General features: G+C 71.1%; 14 protein-coding genes and 1 pseudogene. 9 read left to right on the top strand and 6 right to left on the bottom strand.

Features of this window, described 5'->3' with window-relative positions; all coding sequences use genetic code 11:
* Positions 1–14 precede the first annotated feature (14 nt).
* Positions 15–785 (top strand): class I SAM-dependent methyltransferase, encoded by a 771-nt coding sequence (locus ASE20_RS14700; RefSeq protein WP_157538451.1) that lies wholly within the window; start codon positions 15–17, stop codon positions 783–785.
* An 83-nt stretch (positions 786–868) separates the two neighbouring features.
* On the opposite strand, the gene ASE20_RS14695 is transcribed toward ASE20_RS14700, so the two are convergent.
* Positions 869–2,269, bottom strand: a complete 1,401-nt coding sequence (locus ASE20_RS14695; protein ID WP_082612445.1) for a polysaccharide biosynthesis tyrosine autokinase — start codon at positions 2,267–2,269, stop codon at positions 869–871.
* A 306-nt stretch (positions 2,270–2,575) separates the two neighbouring features.
* Here ASE20_RS14695 and ASE20_RS14690 point away from each other — a divergent pair, with 306 nt between their 5' ends.
* The 8 genes and pseudogenes from ASE20_RS14690 to ASE20_RS14665 all read left to right on the top strand — a co-directional run bounded on the left by ASE20_RS14690 (position 2,576) and on the right by ASE20_RS14665 (position 11,972).
* On the top strand, positions 2,576–4,423 hold the full coding sequence (locus ASE20_RS14690) for a DUF4012 domain-containing protein (protein WP_056895318.1): 1,848 nt from the start codon (positions 2,576–2,578) through the stop codon (positions 4,421–4,423).
* 96 nt (positions 4,424–4,519) lie between these two features.
* Positions 4,520–5,314: a cobalt transporter gene (locus ASE20_RS14685; RefSeq protein WP_056895317.1), complete on the top strand. Its 795-nt coding sequence runs from the start codon at positions 4,520–4,522 to the stop codon at positions 5,312–5,314.
* The gene (locus ASE20_RS14680) at positions 5,311–5,970 is read left to right on the top strand and encodes a hypothetical protein (RefSeq protein WP_056895316.1); all 660 of its coding nucleotides are present in this window, start codon (positions 5,311–5,313) and stop codon (positions 5,968–5,970) included. The genes ASE20_RS14685 and ASE20_RS14680 overlap by 4 nt, the downstream gene beginning before the upstream one ends.
* A 278-nt stretch (positions 5,971–6,248) precedes the next feature.
* A pseudogene (locus tag ASE20_RS25595) lies at positions 6,249–7,358 on the top strand (LamG domain-containing protein); the annotation flags it as partial.
* A gap of 755 nt (positions 7,359–8,113) precedes the next feature.
* Positions 8,114–10,444, top strand: coding sequence for an Ig-like domain repeat protein (locus tag ASE20_RS25590; RefSeq protein ID WP_225869056.1), 2,331 nt, complete (start codon positions 8,114–8,116; stop codon positions 10,442–10,444).
* 77 nt (positions 10,445–10,521) lie between these two features.
* Entirely contained in the window at positions 10,522–10,671 is a 150-nt protein-coding gene (locus tag ASE20_RS26050) for a putative leader peptide (RefSeq protein ID WP_412778591.1), read from the top strand.
* Positions 10,672–10,815: 144 nt separating this feature from the next.
* Complete coding sequence (locus ASE20_RS14670) at positions 10,816–11,664, top strand: sulfurtransferase (RefSeq protein ID WP_056895314.1); 849 nt, start codon at positions 10,816–10,818, stop codon at positions 11,662–11,664.
* Positions 11,664–11,972 carry a DUF1416 domain-containing protein gene (locus tag ASE20_RS14665; protein ID WP_056895313.1) on the top strand — a complete coding sequence of 103 codons (309 nt, stop codon included), beginning with the start codon at positions 11,664–11,666 and terminating at the stop codon, positions 11,970–11,972. The genes ASE20_RS14670 and ASE20_RS14665 overlap by 1 nt, the downstream gene beginning before the upstream one ends.
* Before the next feature lie 61 nt (positions 11,973–12,033).
* On the opposite strand, the gene ASE20_RS14660 is transcribed toward ASE20_RS14665, so the two are convergent.
* From ASE20_RS14660 to ASE20_RS14640, 5 genes are all read right to left on the bottom strand, one after another.
* Positions 12,034–12,825 carry a GntR family transcriptional regulator gene (locus ASE20_RS14660; RefSeq protein WP_056895312.1) on the bottom strand — a complete coding sequence of 264 codons (792 nt, stop codon included), beginning with the start codon at positions 12,823–12,825 and terminating at the stop codon, positions 12,034–12,036.
* A 97-nt stretch (positions 12,826–12,922) separates the two neighbouring features.
* A complete protein-coding gene (gene fabG, locus ASE20_RS14655) occupies positions 12,923–13,693 on the bottom strand; it encodes a 3-oxoacyl-ACP reductase FabG (protein ID WP_056895311.1) in 771 nt (256 codons plus the stop codon).
* Positions 13,694–13,727: 34 nt separating this feature from the next.
* The gene (locus ASE20_RS14650) at positions 13,728–14,717 is read right to left on the bottom strand and encodes a phosphotransferase enzyme family protein (RefSeq protein ID WP_056895310.1); all 990 of its coding nucleotides are present in this window, start codon (positions 14,715–14,717) and stop codon (positions 13,728–13,730) included.
* Positions 14,717–15,364 (bottom strand): hypothetical protein, encoded by a 648-nt coding sequence (locus ASE20_RS14645; protein ID WP_056895309.1) that lies wholly within the window; start codon positions 15,362–15,364, stop codon positions 14,717–14,719. Before ASE20_RS14645 ends, ASE20_RS14650 begins: the two co-directional genes overlap by 1 nt.
* Positions 15,365–15,410: 46 nt before the next feature.
* Entirely contained in the window at positions 15,411–15,692 is a 282-nt protein-coding gene (locus ASE20_RS14640) for a BMC domain-containing protein (RefSeq protein WP_056895308.1), read from the bottom strand.
* Positions 15,693–15,746 lie beyond the last annotated feature (54 nt).

Raw genomic sequence — 15,746 nt, 5'->3', positions numbered from 1 at the left:
GCGAGGACGACCAGATGAGTGAAGCGGGACAGGGATTCGAGCCCGGCGAGACGTTGTCGCGGCTGTACCCGGAGGTCCGTGCCGGCGGCTACACCCGGTACGACGGCTTCATCGAGTTCTACACCCGGGTCAACGCCCTGCTGACCCCGGAGAGCCGGGTGCTCGACTTCGGCGCCGGCCGAGGGCTGTGGGCGACCGAGCCGCTGCCCGCGCTGCACAAGCAGCTGCGCGCCTTCCACGAGCGGGTGGCCGAGGTCGTCGGCGTCGACGTCGACCCGGTGGTCATGAAGAACACCAACCTCGCCTCGGCGCAGGTGATCGAGCCCGGCCAACCGCTCGACTTCCCCGACGGCCGCTTCGACGTGGTCCTCGCCGACCACGTGCTGGAGCACGTCTCGGAGGAGGACGCCCCGACCGTCGCGGCCGAGCTGCTGCGCATCGTGCGCCCGGGCGGCTGGTTCGTCGCGCGGACCCCAAACAAGTGGGGGATGATCGGCGTCGGTGCGCGGGCGGTCCCGAACTCGCTGCACACCAAGGTCCTCAAGCGGCTGCAGCCCGACCGCAAGGCCGAGGACGTCTTCCCGGTGCGCTACGCGATGAACACCCGCCGTCGGCTCGCCGAGCTGTTCCCCAGGCCGCACGAGCTGGTCGTCTACGGCCACGCGTCGGAGCCGACGTACTTCGGTGGCTCGGCGCCGGCCTGGCGCGCCGCCCAGCTCGTCGACCGGCTGACCCCGCCGCGGCTCGCGCCGACGCTCATGGTCTTCGTCCACAAGGCCGGCTGAGCAGTCACCGGCAGCCACCAGCAACGCCGAAGGGCCGGGAGATGATCTCCCGGCCCTTCGGCGTTCGTGCGGTGCTGCTGCGCTCAGGCGCGGCGGCGGCCACCCGAGGAGCTGTTGCTGCCGCGACCGGAGGGCGCGGTCTCCTCGTAGTAGTAGTAGTAATAGGAGCCGACCGCGCGGCGCGCGACCATGTTGACCACGACGCCGTAGAGGCGGGCGCCGACCTGGTTGAGGCGGTTGACGGCCTCGGTGACCTGGTCGCGGGTCGTCTTCGCGTGGCGCACGACGATGATCACGCCGTCGGCCAGCTTGGCCAGCACCGAGGCGTCGGCGACCGGCAGCAGCGGCGGGGCGTCGATGATCACGATGTCGTACGACGCGCGCAGGCGCTCGACGAGGTCCTGGGTGATCCGCGACTGCAGGATCTCCGTGGGGTTCGGCGGCTTGGCGCCCGAGGCGAGGACGTGCAGGCCGCTCGGCTCGTGGACCTGGATCGCGTCGTGGATCTCGGTCTTGCCGACGAGCGCGGTGGTGAGGCCGATCGCCGGGTCGAGGCCGAGGGTGCTGGCGACGCGGGGACGACGGAGGTCGGCGTCGATGATCAGCGTGTTGCGACCGGTCTGGGCGAGCGCGACGGCGAGGTTGGTCGACGTCATCGTCTTGCCCTCGCCGGGGACGGCGCTGGTGATCACCAGGCAGCGCGGCCGGTGGTCGAGGTCGATGAACTGCAGGTTGGTGCGCAGCAGGCGGAAGGCCTCGGTGCGGGCCGCGAAGCCGCCCAGGTCGGTGAGCAGCGGCGCCGACTTGATGTCGCCGTCGAAGCCGATGCTCGCCAGGACCGGCGCGGGCGTGATGTCGGCGACGTGGTCCGCCGTACGGATGGTGCGGTCGAGGATCTCGCGGGCCAGCGCCAGCGCGACGCCGAGCAGGATGCCGAGCAGGAACGCCACGATCATGTTCAGCAGGATGTTCGGGCTGACCTGGCTGGGGTTGTACGACGCCTTGTCGGTCACCCGCGCCACGATGGGCGAGCTGCCCTCGCCGCCCGGCGCCTCGATCTTGCCGATGTACTTGGTGAACCGGTCCGTCATGACGTCGGCGATCTGCTGCGCGTCACGTGCGTTCTCGTCCTTGACGCTGATCTTGATCAGCGAGGTCGACTCGACCACCTCGGCGTTGGTGCGCGAGGAGAGGTCCTCGGGGGTGATCTTGAGGTTGAGCTCGTCGATCACCTCGGCCGCCAGCTCGGTGCTCTTGATGACCTTGGCGTACGACTCGGCGCGGTTGGACGCGAAGAGGAGGGTGGCGTAGGCGTCGGTCGTGTCACGCACGTCGACGCTGAGGAAGACGGTCGAGTCCGACTCGTACTTCGGCGTCAGCAGCACGAAGTTCAGCAGGGATGCGACAGCGAGCGAGACCCCCACGAGGGACACCACGGTGAGCCAACGGCGCCGGAGCACTCCCACAAACTGTTTGAAGTCCAAAGCTTCGACCTTGCCCTCACGTCCTGGCTGCGTCTGCCGGCGGACGCCGGCCGTCGAAAGTGTAGGCGGTCACCTCACGAACGCTTGCACGGCGCCACGAGATGAGTACGTCCGAGGGATCGTGCGCTGAGCGTCGCTCAGCGCCGCGTCGGCCAGGCGCAGGCGCGAAGGCATGCTGGGCGCACGTCGAGCGTCTGCAACGCCGCCGCCGTGGATGCTGGGCGGCGCTCGGGGTGCGAGGCCTCGGACGCGCTCATCGAATCGGCCGGTCACATCAGGAAACGGCCGCTGTTACGCTCACCGGCCATGACGGAAGAGGTGCGCCGCCAGCGTCGGCGGCGCAGCAAGCCGCTCACGCCGATGGAGCGGTTCCGGCGCAGGCTCCGTCACGTCGTCACCGGCCAGTCGCGCGGCGCGCTGGTCGTGATCGGGCTGGTGGTCCTCGCGGTCCTGTGGGTCGGCTGGACCCTCTGGTCGACGAACCGTGCCCTGCAGGAGGTCTCCGACCAGGCCCGGGTCATGAAGGCCGCGCTGGTTCGCGGCGACGCCGAGGGTGCGCGTAGCGCGATGACCGCCTATCAGGACGCCGCCGAGACCGCCGAGTCCCGCACCGGCGGTCCGACCTGGTCGGTCCTGGAGCTGACGCCGCTGTTCGGCGACGACCTGAAGGGCATCGAGGTCGCCTCCGACGTGCTGGCAGACATCGGCCGTGACGGGCTGCCGCCGATCGCCGACGCCGCCGACCTCGTGGCCGCCCAGACCTTCCAGCCGACCAACGGCGCCTTCCCGGTCGACCGCATCGCCGCCATGGCCGGGCCCGCCCAGCAGAGCGAGCGGGCCTTCGACGACGCCGCGTCGGCGCTCGGGCAGGTCGACTCCGACCACTTCATCGGACCGGTCCGCGGCCAGTACGAGCAGCTCCGCGACCTGGTGACCGATGCGCGCTCGACCCTCGGGTCGACGTACCGGGCGGCGAAGATCATCCCGCAGATGATGGGCACCGACCGGCCGCGCTACTACCTGATGGTCATGCAGAACAACGCGGAGATCCGGAGCAGCGGCGGGCTGCCGGGCTCGCTCTCCCTCGTCGAGATGAAGAACGGCCGGGTCGACATCGTCGAGCAGGTCGACATGGCCGACCTCGGCGGTGACACCGCGCCGGTCATCGCGCTGACGGCCGAGGAGAAGCGGATCTTCGGGCAGCGGCTCGAGCGGCTGGCGGTCAACGCCACGCTCACCCCGGACTTCGTCCGTGCCTCCGAGATCATCCGGGCCCGCTGGGAGCTCAAGGTCGGGGGCCATCTCGACGGCATGTTCTACGTCGACCCGGTCGCGGTCTCCTACCTGCTGCGCGGCACCGGACCGGTCAACGTCCCCGGCTACCCCGCGGTCAACGCCGCCAACGTGGTGTGGGGCGTCGAGAACCAGATCTACGTGCTGTCCAACGACCGCCGGGTCCACAGCGCCTACCAGGAGGCGGTCGCCAAGGCCGTCTTCAACGCGTTCGCGGCCGGGCGCGGCAACAGTGTGGAGTCCATCCGCGGCCTCGTCACAGCCGTCATGGAGGGCCGGATCCGGATGCACAGCTTCGACCCCGAGCAGCAGGCCGTCATCGCCGGCACCACGATCGCGGGGGAGTTCTCGGACGAGGCGAGCAACGACCCCGGGGTCGGCCTGTACCTGAACGACGGTGGGCCGACGAAGATGCAGTTCTACCTCAAGTACGACGCCTCGATCTTCGCCCGCTCCTGCATCGGCGACCGCCAGGTCATCGCCGGGAGCATCGAGCTGCACAGCGACACCCCGCCCAACGCCGCCGACCTGCCCCCGTCGATCACCGGCTTCGGCCTGCCCGGGCAGCGCGTCGCCTCCGGCGACCAGCTGGTCGTCCTCTACGTCACGACGCCGGTCGGCGGCGACGTCGAGGAGCTCTCGATCGACGGCCAGCGGATCGCGCGCCCGGTGGTCGAGCGGCTCGCGGGCCGCGGGCTCGCGCGGGTCGGCATCCTGTTCGCCCCGCAGGAGCGGCACACGGTGGAGTTCGTGCTGAGGGCCGGGCCGGGCCAGACCGGCGACATCCACCTGTCGGTCACGCCGGGTGCGTTCCCGGGGAGCTCGAACGAGACCGTCGGCTCCTCCTGCGTCGTGCGCTGAACCGTTTCATCCTTCGTCCCCTCTTTACTTTCCGGTCGCCGGCCCGCCACGGATCAACGGCGTTGACGTCACCCGGGCCCGTGAGCATCAGGGCCCGTGCCCCCCACCCTCTCGGCGGCCGCCCTCGCGGTCGAGGACCTGTCGGCCTCCGCGCTCGACGACCGCCTGGTCGACCTGGTGCAGTCACCCGGCTTCGTGCCGGCTGCCTTCGCGATCGCCTTCGTCGCCGGCGCGGCCCACGCGGTGGGGCCCGGTCACGGCAAGTCCCTCGCGGCGGCGTACCTCGTCGGGGCGGACGGGAAGGTCCGTGACGCCGCGTGGCTCGGCGCCTCGGTGGCCGTCATGCACACCTTCTCCGTGCTGGTCATCGCCGTCGCCTGGACCTTCCTCTCCCTGTCCGAGCTGGTCCGCCTCGAGCGGCTGACCACCGGGTTGCAGCTCGTCGGCGGGCTGATGGTCGTCGCCGTCGGGATCTGGCTGTTCCGCCGGCACCTGCGCCGCGGCGGCCACGGACATGGCCACGGGCACGGCCACGGCCACGGGCACGGTCATGAGGGCCCGAGCCGGCCCGGCCTGGTCCTGCTCGGCATGTCCGGCGGGCTGACCCCGTCGCCGGCGGCCTTCCTGGTGCTGGTGACCGGCATCTTCGCCGGCCGCTCGGGCTTCGCGCTGCTGCTGGTCGTCACCTTCGGCCTGGGCCTCGCTGCGGTGCTCTTCGGCGTCGGGCTGCTGGCGCTCGCCGGCCGCGGCGTGGTCACCCGTGCGGCCGAGTCGCGGGCAGTGCTGACCGCGGCGACGCGGGTCGCGCCGGTCCTCGCTGCCGCGAGCATCACGGTGATCGGCTGCGTGGTCACCTCGATGGCGCTCAGCCGACTGGTGGTGACCGCGTGAGGCCGGCCGCGCACCCCTTCGGCGACCCACAGACGGTCGAGATCGCCCGCGACGGCTCCGACCCCGCGGTCGTCCACGTGACGTGGAAGGTCGGCGCCGCCGACGACCTGACGCTGCTGGGCATCGAGCTCGGCGTGCTGCCCCAGGACCGGGTGATGCTCGACGGCGCCGTGTCGTACGACGCCGAGGACGCCGCCCTCGTCAGCCGGGCCCCCGAGCTGTCCGCCTACCTGCTCGACCACGTCGCGGTCGAGGCCTCCGGCACCGCCTGCACCGGCGTGGTCACCGTGGTGGGGGACCTGGTCGCGGACGGTGCCGACCTCGCGTTCACCTGCCCGGCAGCGCCGGCCAGCGCGCAGGTCGAGGTCACCACGCTCACGGACCTGCACCCGGCGTACCGGACGCTGGCGACGGGACCGTCGGGCCAGCACCAGGTGTACGGCGTCGACGACGCCACCCACGACTGGTCCCTCGGTCCTGTGACCGCGGGCGCCCGCACCACCGCCGACGCGACCACCGAGGCCTCCCTCGGCACCGGTGCGAGCGCGGCCCTCCAGATCGGCGGCGTCCTCGGCGCCGTGCTGCTCGTCGCCGGGATCGGGTCCCTCGTGGTCCGCGCCCGGCGTCGTCGTGTCCCCTCCGTCCCCCATCCCTGAAGGAGACAGTCGTGCCCGCACGACCTCAACGGCGAGGGCTCCGCGTCCTCGCCTCCTCGGTGCTCGGCCTCGGTGCCGTCGCCGGCGGCCTCCTGGCCGCACCCAGCCAGGCCGAACCGGCCGAGGTGACCGCTGCCCCGGCAGCCGTCGCCGCCCCGACCCCCGACGTCCTCGACGTGGGCTTCGCCGGCGGCCGGGCCGCCGACGCGGCGCAGTCGCTGGCCCCGACCACGTACGGCGCCCCGACGTACGGCACCGACGCGAAGCAGGGCCCGACCATGGCCGTCGACGGTGTCGACGACGCGGTCGGCTTCCCGTTCGAGGACCAGTGGAGCAAGCTCACCACCGGCCTGAGCGTGGAGTGCGTGTTCCGCATCGACACCGCCATGCCGGTCACCGGCGAGAAGGACCTGTGCTCCGACAAGGAGGTCGGCGGCATCTCGGTCTACGTCAACGGTGCCAACCTCGGCTTCATGGCGCACGTCGGCGGCGGCTACAAGAGCGCGCTCACGCCGATCGACGGCAACCGCTGGTACCACGTCGTCGCGACCTGGGACGGCAGCCAGGTCAAGCTCTACGTCAACGGCGACCTCGCCCAGACCACGGCCGCCACCGGCGCGCTGCAGCTCCCGGTCGCCACCTCGCGCCGGTTCGTCGTCGGCGCCGACGCCAGCCCGACCGGCATCGGCCAGGTCGCACCGCCGGCGACCTTCGCGCACTCCGCGGTCTTCAGCCGCGCGGTCAGCGCGGAGGAGGTCGACGCGCTCGCGGCCGAGTGGGACACCGGCATCCCGGTGCCCGCGGCCGACGTCCTCGACGTCGACTTCGCCGACGGTACGCCGACCGACCGGGTCCTCGGGCTCGAGGTGAAGACCTTCGGCAGCCCGACGATCGCCCACGACCCCGCGCTCGACCGCGACGTGGTGACCTTCGACGGCAACGACGCGTACGGCTACGCGCTCACCCCGCACTGGGGCCAGATCACCAACGCCGTCAGCATCGAGTGCACCTTCCGCTACACCGGCCAGCTGCCCCCGAGCGCGGAGGCGGACGTCTGCTCCGGCAAGGAGGCCGGCGGCTACTCGATCTACGTCAACGAGGACAAGGTCGGCCTGATGGCCCACATCGGCGGCGGCTACAAGACCGCGCGCTCGGTCATCACGGCCAACCGCTGGTACCACGTCGTCGGCGTGTGGGACGGCACCGAGATCAAGCTGTACGTCAACGGCGAGCTCACCGCGACCACCGCGGCGGCCGGCGCGCTGACCCTCCCGGCCGCCACCGCGCGGGCCTGGACCCTGGGTGGCGACTCCTCGCCCAACGCGGGTGCGCAGTTCTACACCCAGGCCAAGTTGGCCAACGCCCGCCTCTACGGGCGTGCGCTGAGCGCCGATGAGGTGCGCGCGCTCGACATCGACGCGCTCGGCGAGCACCCCGACGCCGGCGTCGCCCTGACGTCGTCGGTCCCCGCGGTGGGCGACCACCTCTCGGAACCGGTCGAGCTCGCGGTCGACATCGCCCACGAGGACAACGCCACCGGCTGGACCTACCGCCTCGACGGCGAGCCGGTCGCGCCCGGGGAGCCGATCGGTCCCGGCCTCGCCGCCGGCGACCACGTCATCGCGGTCACCGCGACCGACGTGTTCGGTCAGCAGGTCGACTTCGAGATCACCTTCACCTCCGACGCGATCCCGACCGGCGGCGGCACCGACCAGGGCGAGGGCAAGGGCGTCGTCCAGCTCTCCGCCATCGCCACCAGTCCCGACGGCAGCGACGTGACCACCACCTTCCGCGAGGCCACGGCGAGTGTCGCCGACGGAGGCATGCAGGGTGTCGTCACCGCGCCGCCCACGACCCTCGACTTCGACCACGAGCAGGGCGCGGCGCTCGAGGGCGCGCAGACGCCGGACGACGACCGGTCGACGAGGAGCCCGTCCAGCGGTGACATCCCTTCCAGCGGTACGACGTCGAGGTCGGTCCCGCCGTCCAGGGCCAGCAGGTCGTCTGGAAGGGCGTCGTCGACCCCGAGCGCTCGGTCAGCCTCCGTGCCTGGAGCACCGCCACGTCGCAGTGGGTCGAGCTCGCGTCGTCCCGCGGCCTGCGCGACGGCGAGACCGTGCTCAACGGCGTCGTCCGGGCCCCGATGGTCGACGACGGCACCGTGCACCTGCTGGTGCTCGGCACCGACCCGTTCGCCGACGACCTCGCCCCGCGCGACGCATCGGCGGCCGCGGACAAGGACCACTTCGAGGACCCGTCCGACTACGACTTCTCCCTCGCCCACTTCACCGACACCCAGTACCTCGCCGAGGGCGCGGCCGGTGGCACCTACGACGACTGGGACGGCACCGCCGAGGCCAGCGACGTGATGCACGAGGAGGAGCGCGCGATCTGGGCGGCGGCCTACAACGCCAGCACCCGCTGGATCAAGGAGCAGGCCGGCCCGCGCAAGATCGCCTACGCCGGCCACACCGGCGACATCATCGAGAACGACTACTACAACCCGCTCGCCACCAACGGCACCGGCGGCCTGCTCTACCCGGGCCTCGACGCCCAGGTGACGCGGGAGTTCGAGTTCACCTCGGGTGCCCAGGCGACGCTCGACGACGCCGGCATCGTCAACCAGGTCATCGCCGGCAACCACGACAACCAGCTCGGCCAGGAGACCGGTCCGACGTCGCGGTTCAACCAGTACTACGGGCCGAACCGGTACTACGACGCCTCGTCGTCGTGGCCGGCCGGGGCGTCGTACCACGCCTGGGACGAGACGACCGACAGCCAGGGGGCCACGACGACCCGAGGCCTGGACAACCAGAACAACTACGTCCTGTTCTCGGCCGGCGGCCTCGACTTCGTCGCGGTCGGCTTGTCGTACGGCGTCACCCAGGCCGAGGCGGACTGGGCGGACTCGGTCTTCAAGCGCTACCCCGACCGCAACGGCATCCTGCTCACGCACGCCTACATCGCGCCGTCCTCGGCCCCTGACGGTCGCGGTGCGACCTTCTCCGGCGACGGCTCGAAGCTCTACGACGAGGTGGTCGAGGCCAACCCCAACGTCTTCCTCATCCTCGCCGGCCACGAGCACGGCGTCGGGACGAACCTGAAGACCGGGGTTGGCGCATCGGTGCACCACAACGTGGTGGAGCTGCTGGCGGACTACCAGTTCTACACGGTCCCGGCCTCCGAGCTGTGGCCCGGCAAGGTCGACGGCGCCGGCAACATCGACCTCGACGGTGACGGCACGACGGACCACAAGGCGACCGACCAGCTCCAGTTCGGCGCGAGCTGGCTCCGGCTGCTGCAGTTCGACGTCGACCGTGCGGAGGTCAGCATCGACACCTACTCGCCGCACTTCGACGACTTCGGTGCGACCGAGTACGACACCCGCCACCGCTACAACGGCGCCGAGGACAACCTGGTGCTGCCGGTCGACCTGACCACCCGCACCACGTCGTTCACGACCGACGGCCTCACCGTGGTCACCCCGACCGACGCGGTGATCGGCGAGGACACGGCTCGCTCCGGCTGGCCGGCGAGCGTCGAGTGGTCCGGCCTCGCGCAGGGCGAGGTCTACGCGTGGACGGCCGAGAGCCGGACCACCAGTGGCGACCGGGTCGGCGCGATCCGCCAGTTCGGGACGGTCTTCCGTGCCACGGCGGCCGGCACCGACCGCACCGCCCCGACGGTCCAGCTCCCCGGCGCCACGCAGGTGACGGTCGGTGAGTCCTTCGACCCGCTGGCCGGCGTCACGGCCACCGACGACACCGACGGTGACGTCACCGACCGGATCCAGGTCGTCGGCTCGGTCGACGTGGCGACGCCCGGCAGCTACGCGCTGACGTACGTCGTCGCGGACACCAACGGCAACCAGGTGGTCGTACCGCGGGTGGTGACGGTGGTCGCCCCGGTCGACGAGCGGGCGGTCACCTCGGTCAGCGTCAGCAACGTGTCGGTCGACTTCGGCAAGGCGCTCCGGCTGAAGGCCACGGTCAGCCCGGCCGCGGCCACCGGCAAGGTGCGCTTCCTCAACGGCGAGGAGGTGCTCTGCGAGGCGATGCTGGCCAAGGGGATCGCGACGTGCACGGTGAAGACGCTGCCGCCGCCGGGCTCCTACGTCATCACGGCCCTCTACGACGGCAGCGCCAGCCACCGTCCGTCGCAGTGGACGTTCGTGCTGACCGTGCGCCCGAAGGCCAAGGCCGACCCGCGCCTCGCGGCGCGGGCCGTCAGCAGCGTCGTCGCACGCGGCAAGCCAGCCGTGCTGCGCGCGACCCTGGCGACCGGTGCCACGGGCCGGGTCACCTTCGCCAGCGGTGGCCGGACCCTCTGCGTGGCGACGATCCGCTCCGGCACGGCCACCTGCACCACCGCGCGCACGCTGCGGGCGGGGACCTACCAGGTGCGGGCGTCGTACGCCGGGAACGCGTCGTACACCTCTGACTCGGCCGTCTTCCGCTTCACCAAGAGGCGCTGACAGCTGGCGACACGAGGCAGTCCACGGTCGCCGGGACGGCGGAGCCGAGCGCTCCGCCGTTCCGGCGGTCTCATATCATGGACAACAGTCTCGCTATTTGGAACGTCGAGTGGGTCCGGCGGGCAAAGCCGCCTAGTCTCTTACCCATGTCGACGACTCTGCTGCTGACCAAGCGGCGCGCGGTGGACAACTGCCGCGTCAGCTCGGCGCTGTGTCGACCCTGCTGACGGGTCTCTGATCGGCGTTCCGCCGTACCCGTCGCCTCCCTGGCGCTGTTGCGCCCAGGCCCTGCGTCCTGTGTGCCATCGCGCTGTCCAGCAGCACCGTTCGTCTCCGCACCATCGCATCCATCCCAGCACGTGAGGAACACCATGAGCCGCGAGAACTCGCTCGTCTCCGTCCAGTGGGTCGAGGACAACCTCGACAACCCCAAGGTCGTCGTCATCGAGGTCGACGAGGACACCTCGGCCTACGACAAGGGCCACATCAAGAACGCCATCAAGCTCGACTGGACCACCGACCTGCAGGACCAGGTCCGTCGTGACTTCGTCAACAAGGCCCAGTTCGAGGCGCTCCTCTCCGAGCGCGGCGTCGCCAACGACGACACCGTCGTCCTCTACGGCGGCAACAACAACTGGTTCGCGGCCTACGCCTACTGGTACTTCAAGCTGTACGGCCACCAGGACGTCAAGCTCATGGACGGCGGCCGCAAGAAGTGGGAGCTGGACAGCCGCGAGCTGACCGACGAGCTGCCCACGCGTGCCGCGACCACCTACTCCGCGCAGGAGCAGGACCGCACCATCCGGGCCTTCCGTGACGAGGTCGTCGCCGCCATCGGCACGCAGAACCTGGTCGACGTCCGCAGCCCCGACGAGTACGCCGGTCGCCTCCTCGCCCCGGCCCACCTCCCGCAGGAGCAGTCGCAGCGCGCCGGCCACATCCCGACCTCGGTCAACGTCCCGTGGAGCAAGAACGCCAACGACGACGGCACCTTCAAGTCCGACGACGAGCTGACCGCCCTCTACGACGAGGTCGGCTTCGACGAGGCCAAGGACACCATCGCCCTGTGCCGCATCGGTGAGCGCTCCTCGCTCACCTGGTTCGTGCTGCAGGAGATCCTGGGCAAGAAGAACGTCAAGAACTACGACGGCTCGTGGACCGAGTACGGCTCCCTCGTCGGCGTTCCGATCGCGCTCGGCGACGAGCCCGGTGACGCCTGATGTGCGGCGCGACGGTCGGTGGCCTCTCCACTGAGGGCATCAACGTGACCAAGGAGGCCGTGATCCAGGGCCAGGTCGTGCGCGGCTCCGGCGACGACGCGACGCCGGTCTCCGGCGCCTACGTCCGCCTGCTCGACGCGAGCGGCGAGTTCACCGCCGAGGTCCCCACCTCGGCCACCGGCCACTTCCGCTTCTTCGCGGGCGACGGCCAGTGGACCCTGCGGACCCTGGCCCCGAAGGCCGACCCGGTCGACCGCGCCGTCCAGGCGCAGACCGGCTCGGTCGCCGAGGTCCTGATCTCGATCTGAGCACGATGCGCGAACGGCCCGGACGATGACGTCGTCCGGGCCGTTCTGCGTCCGAGGGTGCTCAGTCGGTGGCCGGAACCGTGGAGATGGTGGCGAAGTGGGGGCTGTCCCCACCAGGCATCCCCCGCAGCCCGCGACCCGGCGTGCGCATCGTGATCCGCACGCGGTCGGAGCGGAGCAGGTCGTGCGAGAACTCGATCGCCGTGCCCGTCGTGTCGTAGGTGGTCCGCGTGATCGAGACCAGCGGGTCGCCGACGGCGACTGTCAGCAGTGCTGCCTCCTCGTCGGTCGCGTGCACCACCTCGACGACCTCCTCGGCGTCGGCGATCGCCACGCCGTAGTCGTGCTCGATCAGCTCGTAGAGCGAGCCGCCCAGCGGCTGCTCCAACAGGCCGGGGAAACGGTCGGCAGGGAATCGGGCGTGGTCGAGCGAGAACGGTGTGCCGTCGGCGAGCCGCAGTCGGCGTACGTCGACGACGAGATCGCCGTCGGACAGTTGCAGAGCGCGGCGCGTGGGGGCATCGGCGACGCCCATCCGGGTGGCGACCACCCGGGTGCCCGCGGAGTACCCCTGCCGGGCGAGGTAGGCCGGCACGCCCACCACCTTGGTCAGGTCGTGCTCGACCTTGGCGTGGTTGATGAACGTCCCGCCGCCGCGACCGGCGACGCGCCGAACCAGCCCGGCCTCCTCGAGCGCGGCCAGCACCTGGCGCAACGTGGCTCGGCTGACGCCGTAGTGCTCGGAGAGCTCACGTTCGCTGCCCAGCCGGGCGCCGGGCGGCAAGGCCCCGGCTCCGATGTCCGTCAGCATCCGCCGTCGGAGTGTCTCGGCGACCGCATGCTCGGTGGCCATGCGCGGCTCCTTCCCTCCGGTCGAATTCGGTCGGCCCGATCCGCCGAATGGTCTGACCAGCTGCCTGCAACCTACCTCAGCCGCCGAGGTCGCAGGCTCAGATCTCCTCGAGGGCCTGCAGAGACTCGGGCAGGATCTGCCCGCCGTCGACGATCAGCGTCTGCCCCGTGATGTACGACGCCTCCTCGGTGGCGAAGAAGAGGGCGGCGTTGCCGATGTCCGCCACCCCGCCGAGCCGCTTCTGTGGCACGCTCGCCGCCATCGCCGTCAGGTAGTCCTCGCCGAGACCGTCGAGGCCCTCGGTCGCGATGTTGCCCGGAAGGACGGCGTTGATCGTGATGGCGCGGGGCGCGAGCTCGAGCGCCGCTGTGCGGACGAACCCGAGCTGCGCGGCCTTGCTGGCACCGTAGTGCGACCAGCCGGGGTAGCCGGTGTGCGGGCCGGTGATCGACGACGTGACCACGACCCGGCCGCGGCCACTGGCCGTGAGGGCGTCCAGGCAGGCCTGGACCGCGAAGACGGTGCCGTTGAGGTTGGTCGCCATCACGGCGGTCAGGTCGTCTGCGGTCATCGCGTCGATCCGCGCGGCCGGGAAGATGCCCGCGTTGGCGCACAGCACGTCGATGCCGCCGTGGCGCTCGAGCGCGGTGGTGGCCATTCGGTCGCAGTCCTCGCGTCGACTCACGTCCGCGATGACGTAAGACGTTTCGCCGCCGATCTTCGCGCACGCGTCCGCGAGTGACTCCTCGTCACGTCCGGTGACCAGTACGCGAGCGCCGGCCCGGGCGAAGACGGTGGCGATGCCGCGGCCGATGCCCTTGCTGCCGCCGGTGACGACGACGGAACGTCCGGCGAGTGAGGTGAACATGGGGTCTCCGATCCAAGGTTGTCGGTTGGGGTGGTCAGCCGAGGGAGGCGCCGTCCGACGCGACGTACCGCCGCGCCAGTCCGACGGTGCCGGCGGTGTAGCCGGGCCCGAGGTCCTGGCACTCGCGAGAATGCGAGTGCGAGCCCATCCAGGCCACCAGGAGAAGGCGACGCAGCATCACGAAGGTCGCGAGCATCGCCTCGTGCTCGGCCGACAGTTCGGTGACGGAGCGATAGCCGCGCAGCCACGCGGCCTGCCACTGGGGCAGGCGCGGATCGTGCTCGATGAACGACACGGCCGTTCCGAAGTCGTACATGAACCACGAGAGGCCGCAGTCGTCGAAGTCGATCACGGTGACCAGATCGCCCTCGACGAGGAGGTTGGCGAGCCGCAGGTCGGCGTGCACGAGACCGAACCGGTCCGACCCGACGCCGTACGCCGCGAGTCTCTCCCGCACGACCTCGACCGCCGCCCCGAGTGCGGCCTCCTCGGCCGGCCCGACGCCGATGCCGTCCTGCCAACGCCCCCAGCGCGGCTCGTCGCCGAGCGTGTGGTCCCAGTCCCAGCTGAACCGGTGGAAACCGGCAGGCGGCGTCCATCCGCGGGCGTGCTCGTGCATGCGCGCGGTGATCGCCCCCAGGGTCTCGAAGTCGGAGGTGCCCAGGGCGACGTCGTCGGGCTCGATGCCGGGCACCAGGTGGAAGAGTACGGCGTGACGCTCCACGTCGTCGGCGACGACCGTGACGACCAACGCGCCGTCGGTGGCCGGAACCACCTCGGACGTCACGACCCCGGACTCCTCGCCGAGCGCGGCGAGCCAGGCCAACTCGCTCTCGATGTCGGAGCGTGCGTGGTAGCCCACCCGGTGCACGCGCAGGATCGCCCGCCGCTCTCCCTCCTCGACCAGGAAGGTCGCGTTCTCGGAGAGATTGATCATCCGTAGCGTGCATCGGCTCCCGAAGCCGTAGCGGGGCAGCGCCAGCTCGGCGACGCGGGTGTCGGCGGCCGCGGCGTCGGCGGTCATCAGTGCTCCCGTCCCTCGATCGACTCCAGCACCTTGGTGATCCGGTCCCGGGCCACCTCGACGTCCTCGGTGCTGCCGCTGAGGTAGAGCCGCCCGGCCGCCCCGATGAACTGCACGTCCACCATGGTGATGCCGGGCGCCGCGCGCTCGGCCTCGTTCGCGGCGACAGCCGCGAAGAGGGCAGGGGCCATCTCGTAGACGAGGAGGGACTGTCCCGGCATGATCATCGACCCCGAACGGTTGCGGTTGAGGATCACCGCGTGCTGGTCGGTGATGCTCTCGATGATGTCGTGATAGAGGACCCGAGGACGGAGCTGGTCACTGGCCGAGCTGCCGGTGCCGTCGAGGACGGCCTGACCCGCCGCGACGACGTCCTCCAGCGTCGAGGCGTGCAGCTCGAGCACACCGAACTGTCGCTCGACGAAGAGGATGCCGGGTTCGACCGACGGTGCGGCCCGTAGGGCGAGGTCGATGACCCGCTCGATCGCGAGCGCCGGGGCGACCTCGATGATCAGTGCGTGGTCGCCGGCGTACGGCGGGTAGCCCCGGGCGCGGGTGGGCGTGCCCAGGTAGGCGGCGAACTGCGGCTGCAGGTCCTCGACCATCAGGTAGACCCGCAGCTCCGCGCGGGCGTCGGTGGCGGCCATCGGACCTCCTCTTCTCGTGAGCGTGGTTTTCGGGGAAGTGCGGGGGCTACTTCGCGCTGACGTCGAAGTGGTTGCCGAGCTCGGCGTGCGGGCGCGGGATGACGTGGACGCTGACGAGCTCGCCGACCTGCGAGGCGGTCTCGGCGCCGGCTTCGGTCGCAGCCTTGACCGCGCCGACCTCGCCGCTGATCACGACGGCGATGAGGCCGTCACCGACCTCCTGGCGGTCGGTGATGGTGACGTTGGCGGCCTTGACCATGGCGTCCGCGGCGGCGAGCGCGGCGACGAAGCCCTTGGTCTCGATCATGCCGATGGCGGTGCTGGACATGTGGTGCTCCTAGGTTGTGCGATGGGTGGTTGACGGGAGGCCGGCGGCGCCCCG

Origin of the sequence: Nocardioides sp. Root240, assembly GCF_001428825.1 — a bacterium.
Classification (GTDB): Bacteria; Actinomycetota; Actinomycetes; order Propionibacteriales; family Nocardioidaceae; genus Nocardioides.
Note: the sequence above shows the minus strand (reverse complement) of the source record. Positions and strands in the feature narration are given on the sequence as shown.

Bases quoted from the DNA above. Each gene is read 5' to 3' on its own strand.
- ASE20_RS14645 (WP_056895309.1), bottom strand. From the start codon at position 15,364: ATGGCCGCCACCGACGCCCGCGCGGAGCTGCGGGTCTACCTGATGGTC.
- ASE20_RS14665 (WP_056895313.1), top strand. From the start codon at position 11,664: ATGTGCGGCGCGACGGTCGGTGGCCTCTCCACTGAGGGCATCAACGTG.
- ASE20_RS14660 (WP_056895312.1), bottom strand. From the start codon at position 12,825: ATGGCCACCGAGCATGCGGTCGCCGAGACACTCCGACGGCGGATGCTG.
- fabG (WP_056895311.1), bottom strand. From the start codon at position 13,693: ATGTTCACCTCACTCGCCGGACGTTCCGTCGTCGTCACCGGCGGCAGC.
- ASE20_RS14640 (WP_056895308.1), bottom strand. From the start codon at position 15,692: ATGTCCAGCACCGCCATCGGCATGATCGAGACCAAGGGCTTCGTCGCC.
- ASE20_RS26050 (WP_412778591.1), top strand. From the start codon at position 10,522: ATGGACAACAGTCTCGCTATTTGGAACGTCGAGTGGGTCCGGCGGGCA.
- ASE20_RS14670 (WP_056895314.1), top strand. From the start codon at position 10,816: ATGAGCCGCGAGAACTCGCTCGTCTCCGTCCAGTGGGTCGAGGACAAC.
- ASE20_RS14690 (WP_056895318.1), top strand. From the start codon at position 2,576: ATGACGGAAGAGGTGCGCCGCCAGCGTCGGCGGCGCAGCAAGCCGCTC.
- ASE20_RS25590 (WP_225869056.1), top strand. From the start codon at position 8,114: ATGGTCGACGACGGCACCGTGCACCTGCTGGTGCTCGGCACCGACCCG.
- ASE20_RS14700 (WP_157538451.1), top strand. From the start codon at position 15: ATGAGTGAAGCGGGACAGGGATTCGAGCCCGGCGAGACGTTGTCGCGG.
- ASE20_RS14650 (WP_056895310.1), bottom strand. From the start codon at position 14,717: ATGACCGCCGACGCCGCGGCCGCCGACACCCGCGTCGCCGAGCTGGCG.